Raw genomic sequence first — 24,173 nt, 5'->3', positions numbered from 1 at the left:
GCAAAGACAGACAATCAAAAGAAAAGGCAGCATTGTTGGCTGCCTTTGTCATTTCCGGGTCAGGTGATCCAAACGATCCGCGATCAGGTGCCGAACCCGAAATCATCGGCATCAAGATCATCGGTATCATGGACGCCCATCAGGGTGACAGATGCATCATTGCCAAGTTCAATCACGACATTGCCATCGGTATCAAGATGCATGTCATTCTTGATCTGGTTGAAGTTGCTGTAATTCCATTCCGACAGATTGATGATGTCCTCGCCCGGGGTGAAGTCGGTGATGATGTCGTGACCGTTGGTTTTGCCGATCTCGAATTCATCCCAGCCCGAACCCCCGGTCAGGGTATCGTCACCGGCACTGCCATACAGGCGATCATTGCCCGCCCCGCCCAGAAGCACATCGTCGCCCGAATTGCTCCAGAGGATGTCATTGCCGTTGCCACCATCAAGCGTGACATTGCCATAGGTTTCATAGGAGCTGGTCAGATCGATGATGTCATCACCATCACCGGCTTCGATCACTTCGATATTGCGGATGCGCGGCGAAATGCCCGGATCGCTGACCGTATCGGCAAGGAACAGCGCGTCATTGCCGCTGGTCAGTTTCAGGGTATCGGTGCCATCGCCACCTTCGAAGATGTCGTTCGACTGGTTATAGCCGTTCAGATTGACATATTCACCAGTCCCGGCATCGCCACTGTAATCATGGCCCCAACCATTACCGTGATGGCCGGTATGGCCCCAGCCGGTATTGTTGTCATGACCGTCTTCGCCCGGCGCGCCGTCATTAAGCGCATGCCAGTTCGAGCTCCAGGTGTCGTCGGCATTGTATTGCAGGACATCATCACCGGCACCGCCGTTCAGAACGTCGATACCATCGCCGCCAGATAGGGTATCGTTGCCCGCACCACCCCAAAGCGTATCGTTGCCTTCGCCGCCATCAAGGACGTCGTCCCCGGCGTTGCTCCAGATAATGTCATTGCCGGTTCCGCCAAGAACCGTCACATCGCCATAGGACTGGGTTTCGCTGGTCAGGTCGACAATATCGTCGCCGTTACCGGCATCGATGACTTCGATATTCGAAATGCGCGGCGAAACGCCCGGATCGGTGATCTTGTCGTCAAGGAACAGGGCATCATTGCCGCTGGTCAGGGACAGGGTATCGGTACCGTCACCCCCATCAAAGATATCCTGCGAACGGGTGTAACCTTGCAGATTGACCTGTTCGTTGGTGCCATCCATATCCGGATCGCCGACATTCTTCGCGGCATAGCTGCCCGACCAGGTCGCGTCTTTCTGATATTCGATGACGTCATCACCGGCACCGGCATCGATCAGATCGCTGCCTGATCCGCCATTGATCACGTCATTGCCATCGCCACCCCAAATGGTGTCATTGCCGCCATCACCGCCCAGAACATCATCGCCCGACAGGCCGGAAAGCAGGTTCGCACCATCGTCGCCAAACAGGTAATCGTTGAAGTTCGACCCGATCAGATCTTCGATCGAAGACAGAACGTCATATCCGTCACCACCAACGGCGGTACCGTTCTTCAGGCTGACACCAACCGCGGACGTCGCATTGGCATAGCTTGCGGTATCGCGGCCCGATCCCCCCGAAAGGGTATCGTTGCCCTGACCACCCATCAGGGTGTCATTGCCGCCATCACCATAAAGCCTGTCATCGCCTGATCCGCCGAACAGGGTATCAGTGCCATCGCCGCCCCACAGACGGTCGTTATTTTCGCCGCCATCCAGAACATCGTTGCCATCCCCGCCAAGGATCGAGTCATCGCCGGTGCCGCCATTGATCACGTCATTGCCGGCTTCGCCATAAAGCTTGTCCTGACCCTGACCACCCAGCAGCGTATCGGCCCCGTTACCCGCCCAGACACGGTCATCGCCCGACCCGCCATCCAGCGTATCGTCGCCTTCGCCGCCGGTGATGCTGTCCTGACCGCTGCCGCCGTCAATCAGGTCATTACCGTTATCACCATACAGCTTGTCGTCGCCATCACCGCCATAAAGGCTGTCATTGCCATCCATGCCCGACAGCGTGTCCTGCCCATTCAGACCAAAGACCGTATCGTCACCCGCAAGGGCTGCAATCGTGTCATTGTTGCTGGTGCCATACAGGACATCGTCATAGGGGGTCGGCCCGGTCGATGCTTCGACACCGACGAACATGTTCGCATTCAGGTCACCAACCGCGACACCGATCAGCGTCAATGTCCCCTGACCATTCAGGTTGATGACGGCGTTGCCATTGACCTCGGACATCAGGCCACGCAGTTCGGCCCAGTCATCGACATCAAGGGCAGACAGATTGATCTGGTCACTTGCCGGATTGAAATCGGTAACGACCTTGTCGCCGGAATTATCCGAAACGATGATCTGGTCCGAACCGGCACCACCGGTATAGGTATCGTTGCCAGCCCCGCCATCCAGCGTATCGTTGCCGTCACCACCCAGCAGCGTGTCATTACCGGCATCGCCCGACAGGGTGTCGCTTCCGATACCGCCTTCGAGCAGATCATTGTCATTGCCGCCCGACAGGACGTCATTTCCGGTGCCACCCGAAAGCGTATCGGCACCGTCGCCACCCATCAGGGTATCGTTGCCATCCGCACCCGAAAGGGTGTCATTGCCCGCATCGCCCGAAAGCACGTCATTGCCAAGACCGCCATTGATGGTATCGGCACCATCCCCGCCCGAAATGACATCATCGCCCGCTTCGCCCGAAAGCTGATCATCACCGGCCGCGCCATAGATCGTGTCGGTATCATCACCGCCGGTAACAACATCATCGCCATCCATCGCATCGATGAAGTCAGAACCGCCACCACCGGAAATCACATCGTCGCCCGATCCACCGATCAGGGTGTCATTGCCCGCACCGCCCGCGATCACGTCATGGCCGTCATTGCCATGCAGGCTGTCATCGCCGTCGCCACCGTCGATCACATCATTGCCGTTGCCGCCCGAAATCGTATCGTTTCCGGCACCACCCGACAGGTTATCGTCGCCGTCATTGCCAAGGATGGTGTCATTGCCATCCCCGCCATCGACCACATCATTCCCGGCCAGTGCATCGATATAATCATCTTCGCTGGTGCCCAGCAGGACATCATCAAACGGTGTTGCGCCAACCGGGCCTTCGATGCCGACAAACATGTCGGACGTGACTTCGTTCAGGCGCACACCCAGCAACGTGACCGAGCCATCCGGGCCCAAATCGATGACGAGATTGCCATTAACCTCGCTCAGACGCGGGGCCAGTTCGGACCATTCGGAAATGCCAAGGGCATCAAGGGAAATCTGGTCAACACTGGTGTTGAAATCGGTAACGACCTTATCGCCGACAAGGCTTGTGACCTTGACCAGATCGGCACCCGACCCGGTCGAGATACGGTCATTCCCCGATCCGCCATCCAGCGTATCGTTGCCATCACCGCCCACAAGGCTGTCATTACCAGCCCCACCGTCAAGCGTGTCGTCGCCTTTTTCACCGTTCAGATAGTCGTTGCCATTGCCACCGATCAGGGTATCGGCGCCATCGCCGGTCCAGATCGTGTCATTGCCTTCGCCGCCATCAACTGTATCGGCACTGACATCGGCTTCGACATTGTCAAACGTATCGTTGCCATCGCCCAGATCGACAACGTTGTTCTGGCTGTTGCCATAGACGTAATCATCATGGGCCGATGCAATGACGCGTTCGAAATTGGCAAGAATATCGCCTGCGGCATCACCACCAAATGCGCGACCGCCTTCGCCCGGTGTTCTGGCATTGGCATCGGTATCGCCAAGATAAATCTCGACCCCGGCGTCTGATCCCTCATAGCTGATGGTATCAATGCCATCGCCGCCATCAAGCGTATCGGCACCCGCACCGCCTTCAATGGTGTCATCCCCGGCACCACCCAAAAGGACGTTATCGCCATCCGATCCGGCAATGTCGTCATTGCCCGCCGATCCGATGACATTTTCAAAACCGGAAATATCATCATTGCCGGTTTCGGCACTGCTTGCGGTACCGGCCGACAGATCAACCGTGGCTCCACTTGCCGCCTGGCTCAGGTCAAGGGTATCGGTGCCTGCACCACCCGAAAGCGTGTCATTCCCGGCACCGGCGATGATGGTGTCATTACCGGCCCCGCCATAAACGGAGTCATCACCCGCACCCCCGTCCAGAACGTCATCACCATCCGCACCAGACAGGACGTTTGCCCCGCTCGATCCGATAAGCGTATCCGCCCCCGCCGTGCCCAGAACATTCTCGAAGCCGGAAATGGCGTCCGTACCGGTGGCATCGCTGCTTGCGGTGCCGGTCGACAGGTCAACCGTCACACCATTGGCAGCAGTGAAGTCAAGGGTGTCGGTGCCATCACCACCGGCAAGGATATCGTTGCCTGCACCGGCAACAACCGTGTCATCACCCCTACCCGCATCAACCGTATCTGCACCGGCACCTGCGGTGATGACGTCATTGCCATCGCCCGCCAGGATAACGTCGTCGCCCGCCCCGGCATCAAGGGTATCGTTACCCTCACCCCCATCAAGCGTATCATTGCCTGCCCCGCCATAAAGGCGATCAGCACCATCGCCACCGGTCAGGGCGTCATCACCCTCGCCACCATCAAGCATGTCGTTGCCGATACCACCATCAAGGGTATCGTTGCCGCCATTGCCGATCAGGCTGTCATTGCCAGCCCCACCCGAAAGCAGGTTATCGCCATTCGACCCGGTCAGGGTGTCGCTACCGCCCGAGCCAATCAGGTTTTCAATGCTGACAAGGCTATCGGCTTCGCCATTGGCAAGCTGTGCGGTACCGGTTGCAAGGTTCGCACGAACCGCCGCGGCCGAATTGCTGTAATCCGCCGTATCGTTGCCATCACCACCGCGCAGCGCATCATTCCCGGCACCACCCGAAAGGGTGTCATCACCAGAACCGCCATCCAGCGTGTTGTTCTGCGCATCGCCCCTGATGATGTCATCATGGGCAGATCCGACAACGTTTTCGACCCAGTAGATACCGTCATTCCCGGCACCACCCGTCGCGGTGTAATTGGCCAGATCGACATTCACGCCCGATGCCGCGTCGTCATAGGTCACGGTATCGATGTCACCACCGCCATGGATGATATCGTCGCCTTCACCACCGCGAAGCGTATCGTTACCCGCACCACCGATCAGCGTATCATTGCCTTCGGCACCATCAAGGACATCACGGCCATAACCACCATCAAGATAGTCGTCACCTGCACCGCCATAAAGATTGTCGTCGCCAAGTTCGCCATTGATGCGGTCATTGCCTTCATTGGCCCAAAGCGTATCGTTGCCGCCGCCACCATTGATGGTGACATCGCCATAGGCAATCGTATCGCTGGTCAGATCGACAACGTCATTGCCTTCGCCCGCGTTGATAACCTCGACCCCGTCAAGGCGCGCGCCGTCGGTGACAGTTTCTTCGACCACCGCATCAAAGGTGATGGAACGCACGAAATAGTCGCTGCTGTCACCACCCGATGAACCATCGGCGTAAGGTTCGCTTTCGAAGGCGAGGTAACGGAATTCAACCGGATTGCCGAGACTGTCGGTAACACTGATCGTTGCCGTGCCGACACCGCCACTGGTGTAACTGATCGTGCTTTCGTCAAGCACACCCGATGCCACCAGATTGCCATCGGCATCAAAGGCCTGCCACGAACCGACTTCGCCGCCATGTTCTGCCGCAATCAGGTTGGAAACCTGAACCGTGGCATTCCGCGCATTGGCCCCCAGATCGACAACGACGGCTTCGCTTTCGCCGGTATTGCCATTGTGGTTGATCTGGCTTCCGGCCGGTGAACCACCGTTATTGCCAATACCGTTGCCATCAAAGGTCACGGTGTCATCGGCCGCGGCAAGGTTCAGTTTGCCATCTTCACCGACATAGGATGTGCCGAAATCAAAGGCGTAAAGATTTGCATCCGACCATGCGGCCTGCACGGCACCCGATGATGCCGAATCCGTCAGGCCCAATGTCCGGGTTTCAATCGTGCTACCCGTCGTCTGGCCATCGCCCAGTTTGCTGCCATCAAGGATCAGCGCATCACTGCCACCGGTCATGTTCAGGGTATCGGTACCGTCACCACCGACAAAGGTATCATCCGAGATGTTCTTGCCACCGATATCGGCAAGATCGCCGGTACCATCGACGCCCGGACTGCCGGTATTTTCGGTGGTCTCACCGCTTGCGCCCGTACCATCTGCGTCGAAATTCAGGACATCGTCGCCAGATCCACCATCAAGGGTGTCGTCACCCGATCCACCCGAAAGCGTATCCGCACCATCACCACCATTGAGTTCATCATTGCCGGTGCCGCCACCAAGCGTATCCGAACCGGTCCCGCCATCGACGGTGTCATCGCCCGAACCACCCGTCAGGGTATCGTTGCCCGCACCACCATCAATCGTGTCATCACCGGCACCGCCATCGACAACATCGTCCCCGGCAAGCGCATCAATGACATCATCGCCATCGCCACCGGTAAGGCTGTCGTCGTAAGGCGTACCGCCATCCGTCACACCGGTGAAATCATCGGCTGAAAGATCAAGCGGATTGACACCTTGCAGCGTGATCGTGCCGCCAGACGGCAGATTGATCACCGCATCACCAAGCGAATTGCCGGTGATCAGATCACGAAGCTGGGTCCATGTTTCAATGCCCGTGCCATCAAGGGTCAGTCTGTCGGTCCCGACTTCGAAGTCGGTGACAACATCATCATCGGTGCCATCGGCAAAGATAAAGCTGTCATTCCCCGCACCGCCCGAAAGCGTATCGTCGCCAGTCCCGCCATCAAGGGTGTCGTTACCCGCCCCTGCGGCCATGACGTTATTGGCATCCGATCCGGTCAGTTCATCATCGCCCGAACCGGTTGTGACATTTTCAAAGTTCGAAATGCGGTCCGAACCGGTTTCTGCCGATTGCGCCGAACCTGCCGCCAGATTGACCGTGGCACCACTGGTTGCGTTGCGCATATCGATGGTGTCATTGCCATCGCCACCATCAAGACTGTCATCACCGTCACCCGCGATAACCGTGTCATCGCCTGCACCGGCATCGACATAATCACTGCCCGCCCCATCGGATACGACATCATTACCGTCACCCGCCACGATCCGGTCATTGCCATCGGCACCGTCAATCGTATCGTTTCCTGCACCGGACGATATGGTGTCATCGGCGGAACTTCCGGAAATCGTATCGTCACCGGCACCCGTAACGACCTGTTCAAAGCCCGAAATGGTGTCGGACCCGGTTTCCGTGCTGCTTGCGGTGCCATTTTCAAGATCAATGACGGCCCCGCCATCGGCATTGGTCAGATCAAGCGTATCGGTGCCATCGCCACCGGCAAGAATATCATTCCCGGCATCACCGATAACGCTATCGTCACCCGCACCGGCATCGACCGTATCATTGCCATCACCCGACGAAATCACATCGTTGCCGTCACCCGCGGTGATCACATCATCGCCGGAACCCGCCGCGATATCGTCATCACCCGCCCCGGCGTCAATCACGTCACTGCCAGAACCCGTATTGATATGGTCATTGCCATCACCGGCAAGGACGCTGTCATCCCCGGCACTGGTCCAGATGGTATCGTTGCCAGCCCCGCCATCAACCGTGACATCGCCATAGGAATGCACCTGGCTGGTCAGATCGACAACGTCATCACCATCGCCGGTTTCAATGATTTCAACGCCACTGATTGACGGATTGGCAGCACCATTTTCATGATCGCGATCCAGAATGATCGCATCACCGCCCGACGTGCCCACCAGCGTATCGATGCCGTCACCGCCATCATACTGATCATCACTGACGCCAAGCCCGTCAAGATCGGCAATTTCGCCGGTGCCATCGACACCCGGACTGCCCGCATGATCGGTGGTATCACCCGATTGGCCGGTGCGATCCGCGCCAAATTCCAGAACGTCATCACCCGCACCACCGGCAAGCGTATCCGTGCCAGGCCCGCCGATCAGGGTGTCGTTGCCGTCACCACCGTCGAGCGTGTCATCACCATCCCCGCCATCAACCGTATCGTCGCCGGCACCACCACCAACAGTGTCGTTACCCGCACCGCCACCGACGGAATCATTACCATCACCGCCATCGACCGTGTCATTACCGTCGCCACCGTCGACCGTGTCGTTACCGGCACCACCGCCAACGCTATCGTTGCCCGATCCGCCACCAACGGAATCATCGCCGTCACCGCCATCGACCGAGTCATCACCGTCACCACCGTCGACCGTATCGTTACCGGCACCACCGCCAACGCTATCGTTGCCCGATCCGCCACCAACGGAATCATCGCCTTCGCCGCCATCGACCGTGTCATTGCCATCGCCACCGTCGACCGTGTCGTTACCGGCACCACCGCCAACACTGTCATCGCCCGTGCCGCCACCAACGGAATCATCGCCTTCGCCGCCATCGACCGTGTCATCACCATCGCCACCGTCGACCGTATCGTTGCCATCACCGGCACCAACCGTATCGTCACCGCTGCCACCGCCAAGTGTATCATCACCCGGCGTTCCGACATTTTCGATTCCGGCAAAGTGATCCGGCGTCAGGTCGCCAACAGCAACACCCGAAAGCGTTACCGTGCCACCGGAAGGCAACGTGATCACCGCACCATCCGGACCATCGGACAGAATCGACTGCAATTCGGTCCAGCTTGTAACACCGATATCGGGCAGGGAAATCACATCGCTGGCAAGGTCAAAGTCGCTGACCAGATCGGCGTCGCTGCCATCTTCAAAGACAAAGACATCCGCACCATCGCCACCGGTCAGGGTGTCGTTGCCGTCACCTGCGGCCAATGTATCATTGCCCGCACCGCCCGAAAGGACGTCGTCGCCAGCCCCGCCATCGATCACGTCATCACCGGCACCACCGTCAATCGTGTTGGCCGCGTCACTGCCGGTAATGGTATCGGCGTCTGCCGAACCGGTGACATTTTCGAAACTGGCAATCGTATCGGAACCGGTTTGTGCGCCGTTTGCCGTGCCAGCGGCAAGATCAACCGTTACCCCGCCACTAGTGCCCGACAGATCAAGCGTATCAATGCCGTCGCCGCCATCAAGGTGATCGTTACCGGCATCAATCGAAACCGTATCGTTGCCTGCACCGGCATCAATCACATTGTCCGCGGCATTACCGATGATGGTGTCATCACCATCCGTCGCGATCACATTTTCAAAGCCGGAAATGCTGTCCGAACCGGTGGCATCGCTGCTTGCCGTGCCATTGGCCAGATCAATTGTCGCGCCATTGGCCGCAGACATATCAAGCGTATCGGACCCGTCACCACCCGAAAGCGTATCATCGCCGATACCGGCCATGATGATATCGTCGCCCGCACCGCCCGCGATGGTGTCATTCCCGGTTCCGCCATCAAGGATGTCGTTATCCGCACCCCCATCGATATTATCGGCACCCGCACCGCCCAGAATATTGTCCGAACCAGCCCCGCCAAGGATGACGTCATCACCGTCATTGGCCCACAGGGTATCGTCACCGGCACCGCCATCAATCGTGACGTCACCGTAGGAATGCGTTTCACTGGTCAGGTCGACAACATCGTTACCCGCACCGGCATTGATGTTTTCAATATCCACAATCGACGGGTTGGCGGCACCGCCACCGGCGTGATCGCGATCCAGGATGATGGCATCATCACCATCGCCTGCCTGCAGGGTATCGTTGCCTTCGCCACCGACAAAGCTGTCATCAGACAGGTTTTTGCCGCTGATATCTGCGACATCGCCGGTGCCATCCGTCGTCGGGCTGCCGACATGGTCGGTGGTTTCACCCGATGCCGCGACATGGTCCCCTTCGAAGGCCAGGACATCATCACCGGCCCCACCGTCAAGCAAATCTGCTCCGGCACCACCGGCAAGGGTGTCGTTCCCTGCACCACCCGAAAGGGTGTCATCACCGGCACCGCCCGAAAGGATGTTATCGCCATCCGATCCCAGAAGGGTATCGTTGCCCGAACCACCGGTCGCCCCTTCGATATCGATCAGCGTATCGTTGCCATCGCCGGTCGTGCCGGTACCCGCGGCCAGATCGACCACAACCGGATCGGTCCGATCCGAATAATCGGCGATATCGGTGCCATCGCCACCGACAAGGGTATCATTGCCGGTACCCGCCTGCAGGGTATCGTTACCCGCCCCGCCCAGAATGGTGTCATCACCGGCACCACCGGCCAGCACATCGTCACCGGCACCGCCTTCGATCACGTTGCTGGCATCATCGCCCGAAATGGTATCGGCATGGTCAGAACCGATCACGGTTTCAAAACCGTCAATCACATCATTTCCGGCACCACCGGTTGCGGTACCATTGGCAAGGTCGACGGAAACGCCGTCTTCGGCCCCTTCGTAGGACAGCGTATCATCGCCCTCGCCACCAATCAGGGTATCGTCGCCGCCATTGCCATAAACGGTATCATTGCCTGCGCCGCCATCCAGGATATTGGCGTTTTCATCGCCGATCAGGATATCGTCGCCATCCCCGCCGGTGACATTTTCGATGCTATCAAGGGTATCGTTTCCGGCTTCACCGGTTGCGCTACCTGTGCCGAGGTCAACGGTGACACCTTCGGATGTGTCGGAATAATCGGCGGTATCGTTACCGTCACCGCCATTCAGTTCGTCATCACCGGCCCCACCGGTCAGGGTATCATTGCCCGCATCACCATTGATGACATCATCCCCGGCACCGCCATCAACAACATCGTCTCCGTCCAGCGCATTGATTTCATCGCCAAGCTGGCTGCCCTGCAGGACATCGTCAAATTCGGTGCCATTGATCGCGACATAACCAAAGAAGTTCTCGGGACCAAGATCATCGACCGAAATACCTTCAAGCGTGATGGTTTCACCGGGTGCCAGATTTATAACGGCATTCCCATCAGCATCATTAAACATGCGATCTTCAAGATCGCTGTATGTTTCGATACCATATGCAGACAGATCGACAACGTCTTTGGACGGATCAAAATCGGTGACGGTGTCACTGCCACCACCCGGCGCAACAACAACCACATCCTCGCCTGCACCCGTGATGACGATGTCATCGCCCGCACCGCCGGACAATGTATCGTTACCCGAACCGCCATCAAGCGTATTGACGCCATCCGAGCCAATCAGCGTATCGGCAAAATCAGTTCCGACAACATCTTCGATGTTCAAGATGACATCGTTGCCCGCAGCACCGCTGGCATAGTTATTCATCAGATCAACGACAACCGGACCATTCACATTCGAATAATCGACCGTGTCGTGATAACCGCTTTCGCCATCAATGATATCGTCCCCGGAATCCCCCATGATCCGGTCGTCGCCAGTACCGCCAAGAAGAATATCATCCCCATCGCCACCAGAGAGCGTGTCATCATCAGCACCAGCAACAATGACGTCGCCACCGTCTCCACCTGACAGCGTATCCTGCCCCGTACCACCATCAATCTTATCGTTACCAGCGCCGCCTTCGACAACGTCATTACCATTGCCAGCAGCAATGGTGTCATCCCCTCCACCGGCGATGATGGTGTTTGCGTCTGCATTGCCAACGATATTGTCGGAGAAATCCGTCCCGACGACGTTTTCGATACTTTCAAGAAAATCATTGCCCGCGCCTGAACCGGAACGGTTTGCCAGATTGACATCAATGCCCTGATTTGTGGCGCTGTAATCTACCGTATCGCTGCCTGCACCACCGACGATGTGGTCATCACCCAGTCCGGCAAAAATGGTATCATCCCCGTCAAGCCCGAGAATGGTATTGTTTCCGGCATCATCGTAGAACACATCGTCAAACAGCGTGCCGGTAACATTCTCGATGCTTTCAAGTCTGTCATTGCCGTCCGCACCGGCAACGCTACCCGCACCGATATCGGCAACAATCGCCCCACTACTTGTGGAGTAGTCAGCCGTATCCGACCCGTCACCGCCGACAAGCATATCGTCGCCCGCTTCACCAGCCAGAACATCGTCACCGGTATCGCCATAAAGCGTATCGTTACCATCACCACCGATAAGACGATCATCGCCGTCACCGCCATGAACAACATCATCGCCGCCAAGCGCATTGATAACATCGTCGTTCACGGAGCCCGGCATATCATCATTTTCGCCCGTACCAAGACGAACGTCGACACCGCTGAAATTACCACTTTCCAGCATTTCAGGACGAACATCATTCAATGTGACGCTGTCGCCGGTGTCGAAACGAATGACGACATCACCCGCGTCGTTGGTATCAAACAACAGCTTCAGGGCATCAAACCCCGCAATGTTGAAGCCGGTCAGATCCAGAACATCGGTAACCGGATCAAAATCCGTGACAACATCATCGCCGCTACCAGGGCCAAAAACGATCCGGTCATTACCCTTACCTGTCGAAAGGGTATCGTCGCCTTCGCCCCCGCGGAACGTATCGTTGCCTTGACCGCCAAGGAAAATATCGTTGCCTTCGCCCCCGACGAAGGTGTCGTTGAAATCAGAACCCTCGACGATTTCAATTCCGTCAAGGCTATCTGTCCCCTCGTTCGCAGATACGACGGTTCCCGCACTCATATCCACAATGACCGCGCCGGTTGCATCGGCGTAGGATGCCGTATCCTGACCAGATCCGCCTTTCAGGACATCATTACCCGCACCGCCGACAAGCACATCATTGCCCGCACCGCCATCAAGCGTATCGTCGCCGTCACCGCCCAAGACGGTATCATCCCCCGCACCGGAATTGACCGTATCATCTCCCGCGCCGGTTTTGATCACATTGTCATTTTCATCACCGGTAACGCTGTCTTTACCGGCACCGGTCAGGATGTTTTCAATATTTGCAAAGCTGTCAATTTCATTGCCAGTCGTGGCCTGCCCCGCCACCATATCGACGACGCTGTCATCTGTCAGATCAGACAGATCAAAAGTATCATTCCCGTCGCCACCGTCGATAACGTCATTGCCCAGACCACTGCGGAGCGTATCGTTACCCTCGCCCCCCGAAAGGACGTCATCACCGGACCGTCCATCGACGAAATCGTTACCCGCACCCGCTGCAATCGTATTTGCGCCAGCATCACCCAAAAGCTCATCAGAAGCGGTCGAGCCGACAATGTTTTCAAAATTCCGGATGACGTCACTGTCCGAACCACTTGCTTGTCCGGATTGAAGATCAACACTCACACTACCTGTCGACGACGCATAAGAAACGGTATCTTCGCCGCTGCCGCCATCAAGTGTGTCACGACCAGTTCCACCTTCTATGGTGTCATTGCCAGCCCCGCCCATCAGATGATCGTTGCCAGCCCCACCGGTCAAAATATCATTCCCGGTGCTGCCATCCACACTTACAGCATTGTTTCCGGCGGCAAATACATCGTCAAAATCGGATGCAATGATACTTTCAAAACCACTGATCATGTCGGTCCCGATATCGGCACCACTTGCCGTACCGACATCCAGATCAATGTTCAGACCAGACCCGGAACCGCTATAATCAAGGGTATCTTTTCCACGTCCGCCATCAAGGACATCATTTCCGGCATCGCCATAAACGGTATCATCACCATCACCTGCAGCAATGGTGTTGTCATTGGTATCGCCCCTCAGTTCATCCGAATGCGATGAACCAATAATATTTTCGATATTCGCAAGGGTATCATTACCGTCAGCCCCCGTCGCGGTTTCCGCACCAAGATCAACGGAAACGGATCCATCTGCCTGAGCATAGCTTACGGTGTCGCCCCCGGCACCACCGTCCAGAACGTCATCGCCACGGCCACCCATCAAGGTGTTTTCGCCGTCATCCCCGATCAGGGTATCGTCAAAATCACTGCCGATTACATTTTCGATATTTGCAAGTGTGTCGTTACCGCTCGCGCCAGTCGCCGTTCCCGCACCAATGTCAACGAACACCGCACCGTCAGCATCGCTATAGGTTGCGACGTCACGCCCCTCACCGCCATCTAGAATGTCGTTTCCTGTGCCGCCGAGAAGCGTATCGTCCCCTGATCCGCCTTCCAGGGTGTCATCGCCAGCACCACCATCAAGATGATCGTCATCCATCCCGCCCAGAAGATGATCGTTCCCGCCCAGACCACGCAAAGTATCGTCCCCGGCCTCGCCGGTTAAAATATTGTCACCCTCATCACCGGAAATGCGGTCCTGCCCCTTGGCGCCAATAACGTTTTCAATGTCGATCAGAACATCATTGCCAACCGAAGAATCCGCTGTTCCCGTAGCCAGATCGACGGTTACGGATAAACTTTGACTATAGTCGGCAGTATCATTGCCCGCGCCACCATCAAGCGTATTTTGGCCGCTGCCACTTGACAATGTGTCATCCCCGGCACCGCCATAGATGATATCGTCACCTCCGGCCCCGTCGATCGTATCATTGCCATCAAGCCCGTCGATTATTTCGCCAAATCCACTGCCGACAATTGTGTCATCAGCTTCAGTCGCCCCGATGAATTTGATGTCGACAAAATGATCCGGGGTCAGGTCTTCGGGCGCAATACCACTTAATGTGATCTTGCTTTGTCCAAGGTCGATAACCGTCCCACCGTTGCCGTTCGAGACAATCATCTTCCTTAAGGCTTCCCAGGTCGGAACACCAAAGGCCGAAACATTCAGACGATCTGCAGAAAGATCAAAGTCAGCAATGGTATCGACACCAGACCCGGGCGCGAACACAAAGGTATCAGCTCCTTCACCGCCAACCAGAAGATCGTTTCCGCCGCCGCCAATGATAAGATCATCGCCCGCACCACCTTCGAGCGTATTGGAAATCAAAGATCCGATGATCGTGTCATTGCCGTCAGAACCGATAACGTTTTCGATACCGTTCAGATGACTGGTTCCGCTCTCGGTCGTCGCAGAACCCTCGCCAAGATCGACGGAAACCCCGCCATCGATACCAGCATATGTAAGGGTATCTTTGCCTGCACCGCCCAGAAGGCTGTCATTTCCGGCTCCTGCAATCAGGGTGTCATCGCCAGCACCACCATCCAGAAGATCATCCCCCACGCCCCCTGAAAGGGTGTCGGCACCCTCTCCGCCCAGAAGAATGTTGTTTGCATCATTCCCGGAAATCACATCATCAAAGTCGGAACCCGTAACATTGTCGATGTTGGCAAGTGTATCGTTGCCCGCGCCACCCGATGCGTTACCTGCTGCCAGATCGACCTGCATCCCCGCAACGGCATCGTCATAAGCAACGGTATCATTACCATCACCACCGTCGATTACGTCATTCCCCTGGCCACCAGAAAGCGTGTCATCGCCTTCCCCGCCAAACAATGTGTCGTCGCCATCCATGCCAAGAATGGTGTCATTCCCGGCCAAACCATCGATGACATCACCAAGCGACGTACCGATCAAAACATCGGCATTTTCCGTACCCTCAAGTGACCGAATGCCAACGAAATTCGAATATTTCAACATATCTGGCGATATGCCGAGCAACGTCATGGTTGCATCGCCAAGCGAAATCGTCGTATTGCCGGCTTCATCAACACCAACCAACCCGGCGATGTCGGATAGCAGACCAACGCCATCGATCCCCTGAACATCAATCATGTCCAGTTCCGGATCGAAATCAGTCACGGTGATCTGACCGTCGCTTGCGGAAATCACAAAGGTATCGCCGCCCGCACCACCGGTCAGCGTATCGTTACCGCCCCCACCGGAAAGCGTGTCATCACCGACATCGCCAAGCAGGGTGTCGTCACCGGCACCGCCAAGCATAACGTCGTTACCAGCGCTACCCTTGATCGTTTCGAAACCGTCAATCGTGTCAACAAAGGTGGAACTGGTAACGGTGCCTGCATCCAGATCAAAGGTAAGCCCGGTATTGCTCTGGCCCGAACCGTTCACTGACTCATAACTCAGAACATCGTTACCATCGCCACCCGATAGCGTGTCCGACCCAAAGCCGCCCAGAACAGTGTCATCACCCGCCCCCGCAGCAATGATATTGTCAGACGACGTACCTGAAATCACATCATTGCCAGCACCGGTAACGGCATTTTCAAATCCCGTAAATTCATCCGTCCCCATGCCGGATGCCGTTCCCGCGGCAAGATCAACCGTCATATCAACGGAAAATTCGCTGTAGTCGACGGTGTCGGTTCCCTCTCCACCGATGAAGGTATCGTCCCCCCCACTGCCAAGAACCGTATCGTCAGCACTTCCGGCATCTATGATATTTTTGCCACTGTCGCCGCGAATGATATCGGCTTGGCCCGAACCGGTCACATTTTCGATATTTTCCAGCGAAACAGTGCCGGACGCATTTTTTGCGTATCCCGCGGAAATATCAATCTCGACCCCACCCTGACCGTTGAAAAGGGCAGTATCGATACCGTCGCCACCATCAAGCGTGTCATCGCCACCACCCCCGGCAAGCGTGTCATCGCCTGCACCGGTGGAAATATGGTTGTCATCGGCATTGCCGATCACCGTATCGTTGCCCGAACCGGTGACAATGTTTTCAATTCCGGTCAGACGATCCGTTTCACCGTCTGCGGTATCATTGGCAACACCGCTTTCCAGATTGACGAATTGGTCGTTGATCTCTGCGCTGTAATCAACGGTGTCGAACCCGCTACCGCCGTTATAACTGTCGTTCCCCGCCTCGGCAAAGAACATGTCGTTGCCAGCGCCACCCGATAGGACATCATCGCCGTCACGCCCCACAATCGTGTCATCACCGGCACCGCCAGACAGGGTATTTGTTCCGGCATCCCCCATAATGGTGTCGTCGTATTCAGAACCGATGGCGTTTTCGATACGATCCAAAATGTCATTGCCATCGACACTGCTGGCCGTTCCGGCATCAAGATCCAGCGTCACACTACCGGTAGCGCGGGAATAATCGACGGTATCGTTACCCTCCTGCCCGCGAAGCGTATCGTTTCCCGAACCGCCGATCAGCGTGTCATCGCCAAAACCACCAGACAGAACATCGTTCCCGGCACCACCGGCAAGGAGATCGTCGCCCTCAAATCCGTATATGGCGTCATCGCCATCGGTTCCCTGCTGATCATCATTGTCATCAGACGCAAGGATTCTGCCAAAACCGCGGAAATTATCGTGCGACAACTGATCAACAGAAACGTTTTCAAGCGTCAGGACACCATCGCCACCAAAATCGATAACAGTGTTGCCGTTACCGTCGTCGGACATCATCGACTGCAAAGTCACAAAATCCGGGATACCGAGCCGCGCCAGATCAACCGTATCTTCTGCAACATCAAAGTCGGTAACGGTGTCGTTGCCAAATCCGACAGTCAGTTCAAAGTCGTCTTCACCCGTCCCCCCGGTCAGGACATCGTCACCCGCCCCCCCGGTCAGCGTATCAACACCCGCCCCCCCGATCAGGACGTTGTCTCCGGCATCACCTGTCAGGTGATCGTCGAAATCGGACCCGACAAGATTTTCAAACATCTGGACGACGTCGTTACCCGCCGCACCGGTTGCGATGCCTTTCGACAAATCAACAAACACAGCACCGGTCGCATCGGCATAGCTGGCTGTATCTATGCCATCGCCACCCTGCATGTGATCATCGCCAGCCCCGCCTTGCAGGAAGTCATTTCCATCCCCGCCTTGCAGAACATCATTGCCCGCTGCGCCATAAAGGGTGTCGTCCCCCTTGCCACCTTGCAGGACGTCGGCCCCTTCACCTCCATAAAGAGTGTCGTTGCCGTCACCGCCCTGTAAAATGTCGTCGCCCGCATTGCCAAGCAGGGTGTCATCCCCCGCCCCACCCTGAAGGGTATCCAGATCAGAAGACCCTTCCAGAACGTCATTACCCGTCGTGCCTTCAACGATAATACCATCATCGACTGGCTCCTGATCAGGCGGCGTGCTGCCCCCCACATTACCTTCTCCGGGGTTTTCCGGGGTATCAGGGTCACCTTGGTCAATGTCTGCTTGACCGGTTTCACCGCCAACGGCTTCTTGCGAACCGTCTGCACCGGCCTGCGCGCTGTTATTATTGTTGTCCTGCTCACTCTGCGACGGCTGTTCTTCGCCGTCCGTGCTGTCATCACCATCACCCGACGCAGGCGTATCTTCATTCAGAACGTCTTCACCCGCACCGTCCGAACCGCCAAGGCTGTCATCTTCGGCACCGTTACCCGCGTTCGTTTCATTACCCGCCGCGTCCGAACCGGTTTCAGCACGGGGTGTTTCCTGATCGGGCGGGGTTTCCCCGTCGGCTCCCTCATTCGGTGAACCATCGGAAGTCTCACCATCGGTTTCAGTCGAAGCGCCCTCTTCGGTTCCGGATGTTTCCGAACCGTTTTCTGCCGGGGTCTCTTCGCCTTCCGTTACGGGATCAGCCGAACCTTCCTCGGTGGTGTCCGCGGTGGTGTCATCCGCGCCATTTGAAGTTTCTTCATCACCGGCGGTGCCGGTTTCAACCGCACCATCACCCGATGCCGTGTCGTCGACCTGATCCGGCGATGTGTCATCAGATGCGTTATCGGATGCTTCATCCTGTGCACCAGTTTGTGCATCACCCGTCTGCGGCTGATCCCCGCCGGTGGTTGATCCGGTTTCAGTTTCCTGCGAAGCGCCACCGGTTTCGTCGGCACCATCCGTCCCGTCACTGCCAGTTTCCGATCCCGTGTTGGTATCGGCACCAGCATCAGAGCCCGTTTCGGTACTATTTTGATCGGTCGGGGTTGTTTCATCGACAGTGGTGTTCGGATCGGTTTCTTCATCCGCTCCGGCATCACCAGTCGCTTCATCACCCACACCCGAACCGGTGTCGGTTCCTGTATCGGTTCCTGTGTCAGTTCCTGTGTCGCCGCTTTCCTCGGCGATGGTGTCATCACCCGATCCGCCAGACGCAGAATCATCGCCAGCCCCGCCATCGGTTTCCGACTGGGAACTGTCTCCACCGTTACCGGAAGAAGCCTGATCACCGGTTTCGCCATCGGTCGTATCACTGCCGGACGTATCAGTTTCGCCCCTCACCGGCCCCTCCGACGGGTCCGATGCCTCGTCGGTCGTGTCACCAGTATCTGCCCCGGCAGTATCGCCGGTCGTTTCACCAGAAGGTTCGGTGTTGGCGTCCGTGCCGGTGTCAGTTGCCGTTTCACCGCCGGATGCATCGTCACGTGCCGCGTCGGAATCCGTGTTGCTGCCGGTTTCAGATGCGGCATCATCACCGGTTTCAGTTTCTGTCCGGCTTTCGGTCGCGCCATTTTTCAGATCGACAACAACACCCTGTTCGGACGTGCTGTAATCAAGGGTGTTGCGGCCCGCGCCACCGTCAATAGAGTCATTACCGCCACTGGCGCCAAAGGTATCGTCGCCTGCACCACCCGAAAGCGTATTGTGTCCGGCATCCCCGCGCAGAACATCATCGCCCGATGTCCCGGTCAGATTTTCGATATTGCTAAACGAAACGGTATCGTTGCCTGTCGCACTGCCTGCCGTACCGGTCGAAAGATCGGCCGTTACGGCATCATCCGAACCGTCAAATGACAGCGTATCGTTGCCAGAACCGCCATCAACAATATCGCCGCCGCCATTGCCCGAAATCACATCGTCGCCAGACGTGCCCTCGATAACGTCATCACCCGGTGTTCCGTCAATGATGGTTGCGTTGCCCGACGACAGATCGCCGGAACTGTCCAGCGCGACATCGGTCAGTTTCGGGGCATCAACAAGGGTGATTTCGGAAAGCTGGGCAATGCTAATGCCCTTAAGCGTCAGCTGATCGCCGGTCGCAAAAGTAATGACGACATTGCCCTGACCGTCATCCGAGGCGCGCCAAACCAGATCGGCCGCACTTTCAATGCCGAGATCGTCAAGAGCCAGATAATCTTCGCCAAGGGTGAAATCGGTGATGGTCGCCTGACCAAATCCGGCCTGCAAAACAAATGTATCGCGGCCTTCGCCACCCGTCATTTCATCCTGGCCCTCGCCCGGTACCAGGATATCGTCACCCGCACCACCGATCAGGGTGTTGTCGCCCGCATCCCCGATCAGGATGTCGTTAAACGACGTGCCGATGACGTTTTGGATATTGGTAAAGACCTGCGTTGCAGGGGATTGTGAACCTGACGCGCCCGACGAACCGGAATCAGAATTATCCGCAACAGAGCTATCCTCTGCGCGGTCATCCAGCACCTGTTCGATATCAGCATCCGTTAAACCGGTGCCATCGTCCTGATTGGCGGGCGAAGCCAAGATTCTGCTCCCTACTTGGGATTAATTTTTCAATCCATTGAATACAGAAGACAAAGCGGCCTTCTATATACAGTAGTATAGACGCCAAACAAGCACCCATCAACGGAAGATGCGCACTGGAATCGCTAAATCACATTTTTTTCATGTTTTCCGGGGATTTGGAAGGCGAAAGTCACCTCTGACAGAATCTGTCAGGTTGTATAGGGTGGATAAACGCACCCCGAACCGGGTCGATCCGCCTATTGTTCGCGGAATGCGCGATCAAAACTGTCGGTGATCGGGGCAAACAGATAGGCGAGAATCGTTCTGGCACCGGTGACGATTTCAAGCTGTGCGGCCATTCCCGGCGATAAAATCATGCCTTCATGTTCGGCAAGGCTTTCCGAATCGATTTCGATCATTGCCTGAAAATACGGGCGACCTTCCGGGTCGGTCAGGCGGTCCGGCGACACATCCGCCACAACGCCCTTTACCGGCGCAAACCAGCGCTGGCTGAAAGCCGTCACCCGGATATTAACTTCAAGCCCCTCATGCACGACATCGATATCGTTCGGCGATACGCGCGCCTCGATCACCAGCTTGTCGTCCTGCGGCACGATTTCAAGCACTTGCGCACCGGGCGGTATCACTCCGCCAACGGTGGAAAACTGCAAATTGGTGACCGTACCGGAACGCGGTGCCTTGATGTCGGACCGCACCAGAATATCCTCAGCCGAACGTAACCGTTCATTCAGGTCTGAAATCTCGCCCTGGATATCGCGAAGCTCGGTATTGATGGTTTGCAGATTATCGCGTGTCAGTTGGGCCTGACTGGATTTGACCTGTTGGATTTGCTGCTCAATACGTGCGATATCGGCCGAAAACCGCCCGATATTACCAAGAACCTCGACCAACCGGCTTTCAAGCTGAAGCAGACGGGTGCGTCTGGCATAGCCAAGATCGACCATGGGCTTGACCATGGCAAGCTCTTCCTTGACGATGCCAACCTGCTGTTCGGCTGCGGTTTTCTGTTCCTGCGTGCCGATGATTTCGCGGCGCAGTTCCTTGATCCGTTCGTCATAAAGGTCAAGTTCGCCACGAAACGCGTTCATGCGGCTTTGAAACAGGGTTTCCTGTGATTCAACAATCCCGGCATATTTCGGATCATAAAGCGGCGCGGGAAACTGAATTCTGTCCTTGCCGCCACGTTCGGCAATCAGGCGCGCCTGTGTCGCCAGCGCATTCAGATACCGGTTGTTCAGCAGATCAAAACTGGCCCGCGCACGCGTATCGTCAAGCCGGATCAGGACGTCGCCGCCCTGCACACGTGCCCCGTTGCGCACCAGAATGTCACGAATGATCCCGCCTTCAAGATGCTGAACACTCTGCCTGCCGGAAAACGGTGCCACCACGCCGCTTGCCGTTGCGGCGGAATTGATGCGCGCCGTTGCCGCCCACAAGAACACCGACCCAACACCCAGGATCAGAATCAGAAGACCGATCCGCACCAGCGGTCTGACATCGGTTTCAAGTTCACGCGCGGTTGGAAGCTCCACCCCTGCCATCAGACACCACCCTGTCTGCGACCAGCCGATCCTTCAACCACCCGAAGCTTTGGCGGGTCACTGCGTTTCGGGCGCGGGGCGGCGGCAGACTGCTGTGTTCCACTTCGCGCCTTGCGGGCTTCTTCCCGCGCGGCGGCCTTTTTCGCCAGAACCTGTGCACGCGCTTCCTTGCGGCTGGCCTCAAGGGCGGCTTCACGCGCGGTCTTGCGCGCGCTCAGTCTTTGTTTTTCCTGCTTTTCACGGGCAATGCGCATCCGTTCGGCACGGTCGTCCGCTGTTGTTTCGGCCTTCTTGCGGGTGGCCGGGCGCATGGTCATCATGGTACCACCCGGGGTCGGTTGCGGCACCATTTCGGTGCGCTCGATCCCGGCCGTTGCCTTGGCCTGCGCGGCACGGCTGGCCTGTGCGCGGGTCGGCGTCGGCATGATGCCTGCCGGTAGGGGCGGCTGTTCCGACGTTTGATTTTGCGCCGAATTCTTTTCAATGATCGGGCGCGGTGCATCCGGGTTGGGCACGGCAATCCGTTTGGGCGTGATCCGCATTTGCCCATCACGCGCCGGTTCGGCAGCATGCGATGCCACGGGTGCAGGTGGTGGTGCGATCATCTGATCGGCCTTGGCCCGAACCGGCACAACCTGAATCTGCCCATTGGCAAGGGCAAGAATCGCATCGGCACGCACCAGAATTTCGCGTTCGTGACTGACGATAAAGGTCGTAATCCCGGCACGGCGCACGATATCAATCAGCCCGCTGATATGCCCGACACCATGGTCATCAAGGGCGGTTGTCGGTTCATCCAGCAACAACAGGCGCGGCCGCCCGAACAGCGCGGCGGCAAGGGCGATAAGCTGTCGCTGCCCGCCCGAAAGGTTGCGCCCACCCCGTTCAACCCGGGTTTCATAGCCATCGGGAAGATCAAGGATGAATTTATGCGCCCCGGCCAGTTCGGCCGCCTGAATGATGTCGCGCATTTCGGCATTGCCAAGACGGGCAATATTTTCGGCAATCGTGCCGGGAAACAGGAACGGGTTCTGCGACAGATAGCCGACCTGCGGGCCAAGTTCACCGCGATCAATACGCGATGCTTCGATCTCATCAAGCTTGACCGATCCCGATCCGGGCACCCAGATACCCATGATCAGCTTCAAAAGGGCTGTTTTACCAACCCCGTTGAACCCGGCGATGGAAATCACCTGCCCCGGCCCGGTCTTGAAGGAAAATCCCTTGAACAGAACATTTCGGCTGCCCGGCGGGGCAAAAACCAGCCGATCCACCGTCACCGAAATACCGCGTCCGCGTGGCAGCGGCGCAGGTGTCGATTGACGTTTATCCAGAAGGATCTTGTTGAGCCGTTCAAACGAATTGCGCGCCGAATTCCAGCTGCGCCATGCCGAAACCGCGCCATCAAATGGGGCAAGCCCGCGCATCCCCATGATCATGGAGGCCACCATGATCCCGATCGTGATGCTCTCGGACAGCACCAGATAGGCCCCAACCCCGATAAAGCAGACCTGCATGGCCAGACGGATGAAATGCGAAAGCGTTGTGGATGTCCCGACCCGTCGGCTGGCCTGGCCTTCCCAATACAGCGCATCGGACTGGTCTGCCTGCCAGCGCTGGCGCGCGGACGGAGTCATGCCCATGGCTTCCATCGCCTCGGCATTGCGGATATAGGTTTCTTCCTGCGCGATGCCCCGGTTCTGGCTTTCTTCGGACCGGTCGACCGAAATCTTTGCCGCCGCCTCGTTGGCAATCGCGATCAGGATCAGGATCGTCGCCCCGGCACAGGCGACAAGCCCAAGCCGCGTGTCAAAGATGAAAACCACACCGATATAAACCGGCGCCCACATGAAATCGATCAGGGTAAAGGGGCCCGATCCGGTCAGGAACCCGCGCAGACCATAAAGATCGCGCAACGGTCGCTGGCGCATATTGTTGCCGCGTGCGGCCTGTTGCACGACATGGGCAAACAGATCCCCGCCAAGCCGAAGATCAAGTGCGGTGCCAACCCGGATCAAAAGGCGCGAACGCAACTGTTCCATCGACGCAATGAACAGCAGCACCAACGCGATGCCAAGCGTCAGAAGCAAAAGCGTATCGACACTGCGGCTGGAAAGGACACGGTCAAACACCTGCATCGAATAGATCGGGATGACCATGTTCAGCATATTGATGACCATGCTGAATCCGCCGACAAGGGCAATCGACCGCCAGAACACCCGTTCCAGCGGGGTGCGATCCCCTTCCCGTGTCGCGCCCGCCTTGCGGACCGACTGGATTTTGTCCAGCAGGGTCATTGTGTTCCTTCCCGAAACCCCGTTCGCAGCAAATCTTGTATCGCATC

The 24,173-nt window shown here is 57.0% G+C and carries 3 protein-coding genes; all 3 read right to left on the bottom strand.

Annotated elements, in window-relative coordinates; translation table 11 throughout:
• Positions 1-83: 83 nt before the first annotated feature.
• The 3 genes from SMB34_RS21415 to SMB34_RS00120 all read right to left on the bottom strand — a co-directional run bounded on the left by SMB34_RS21415 (position 84) and on the right by SMB34_RS00120 (position 24,126).
• The gene (locus tag SMB34_RS21415; protein ID WP_037986982.1) at positions 84-20,285 is read right to left on the bottom strand and encodes a hypothetical protein; all 20,202 of its coding nucleotides are present in this window, start codon (positions 20,283-20,285) and stop codon (positions 84-86) included.
• A gap of 239 nt (positions 20,286-20,524) precedes the next feature.
• Positions 20,525-21,829 carry an HlyD family type I secretion periplasmic adaptor subunit gene (locus SMB34_RS00125; protein ID WP_037986974.1) on the bottom strand — a complete coding sequence of 435 codons (1,305 nt, stop codon included), beginning with the start codon at positions 21,827-21,829 and terminating at the stop codon, positions 20,525-20,527.
• Positions 21,829-24,126, bottom strand: coding sequence for a type I secretion system permease/ATPase (locus SMB34_RS00120; protein ID WP_037986973.1), 2,298 nt, complete (start codon positions 24,124-24,126; stop codon positions 21,829-21,831). The genes SMB34_RS00125 and SMB34_RS00120 overlap by 1 nt, the downstream gene beginning before the upstream one ends.
• Positions 24,127-24,173: the final 47 nt, after the last annotated feature.

Source organism: Thalassospira permensis NBRC 106175 (assembly GCF_000714555.1).
Taxonomy (GTDB): Bacteria; Pseudomonadota; Alphaproteobacteria; order Rhodospirillales; family Thalassospiraceae; genus Thalassospira; species Thalassospira xiamenensis.
Note: the sequence above shows the minus strand (reverse complement) of the source record. Positions and strands in the feature narration are given on the sequence as shown.

Excerpts from the sequence above, each read along its gene's own strand:
- SMB34_RS00125 (WP_037986974.1), bottom strand. The coding sequence starts at position 21,829 with ATGGCAGGGGTGGAGCTTCCAACCGCGCGTGAACTTGAAACCGATGTC.
- SMB34_RS00120 (WP_037986973.1), bottom strand. The coding sequence starts at position 24,126 with ATGACCCTGCTGGACAAAATCCAGTCGGTCCGCAAGGCGGGCGCGACA.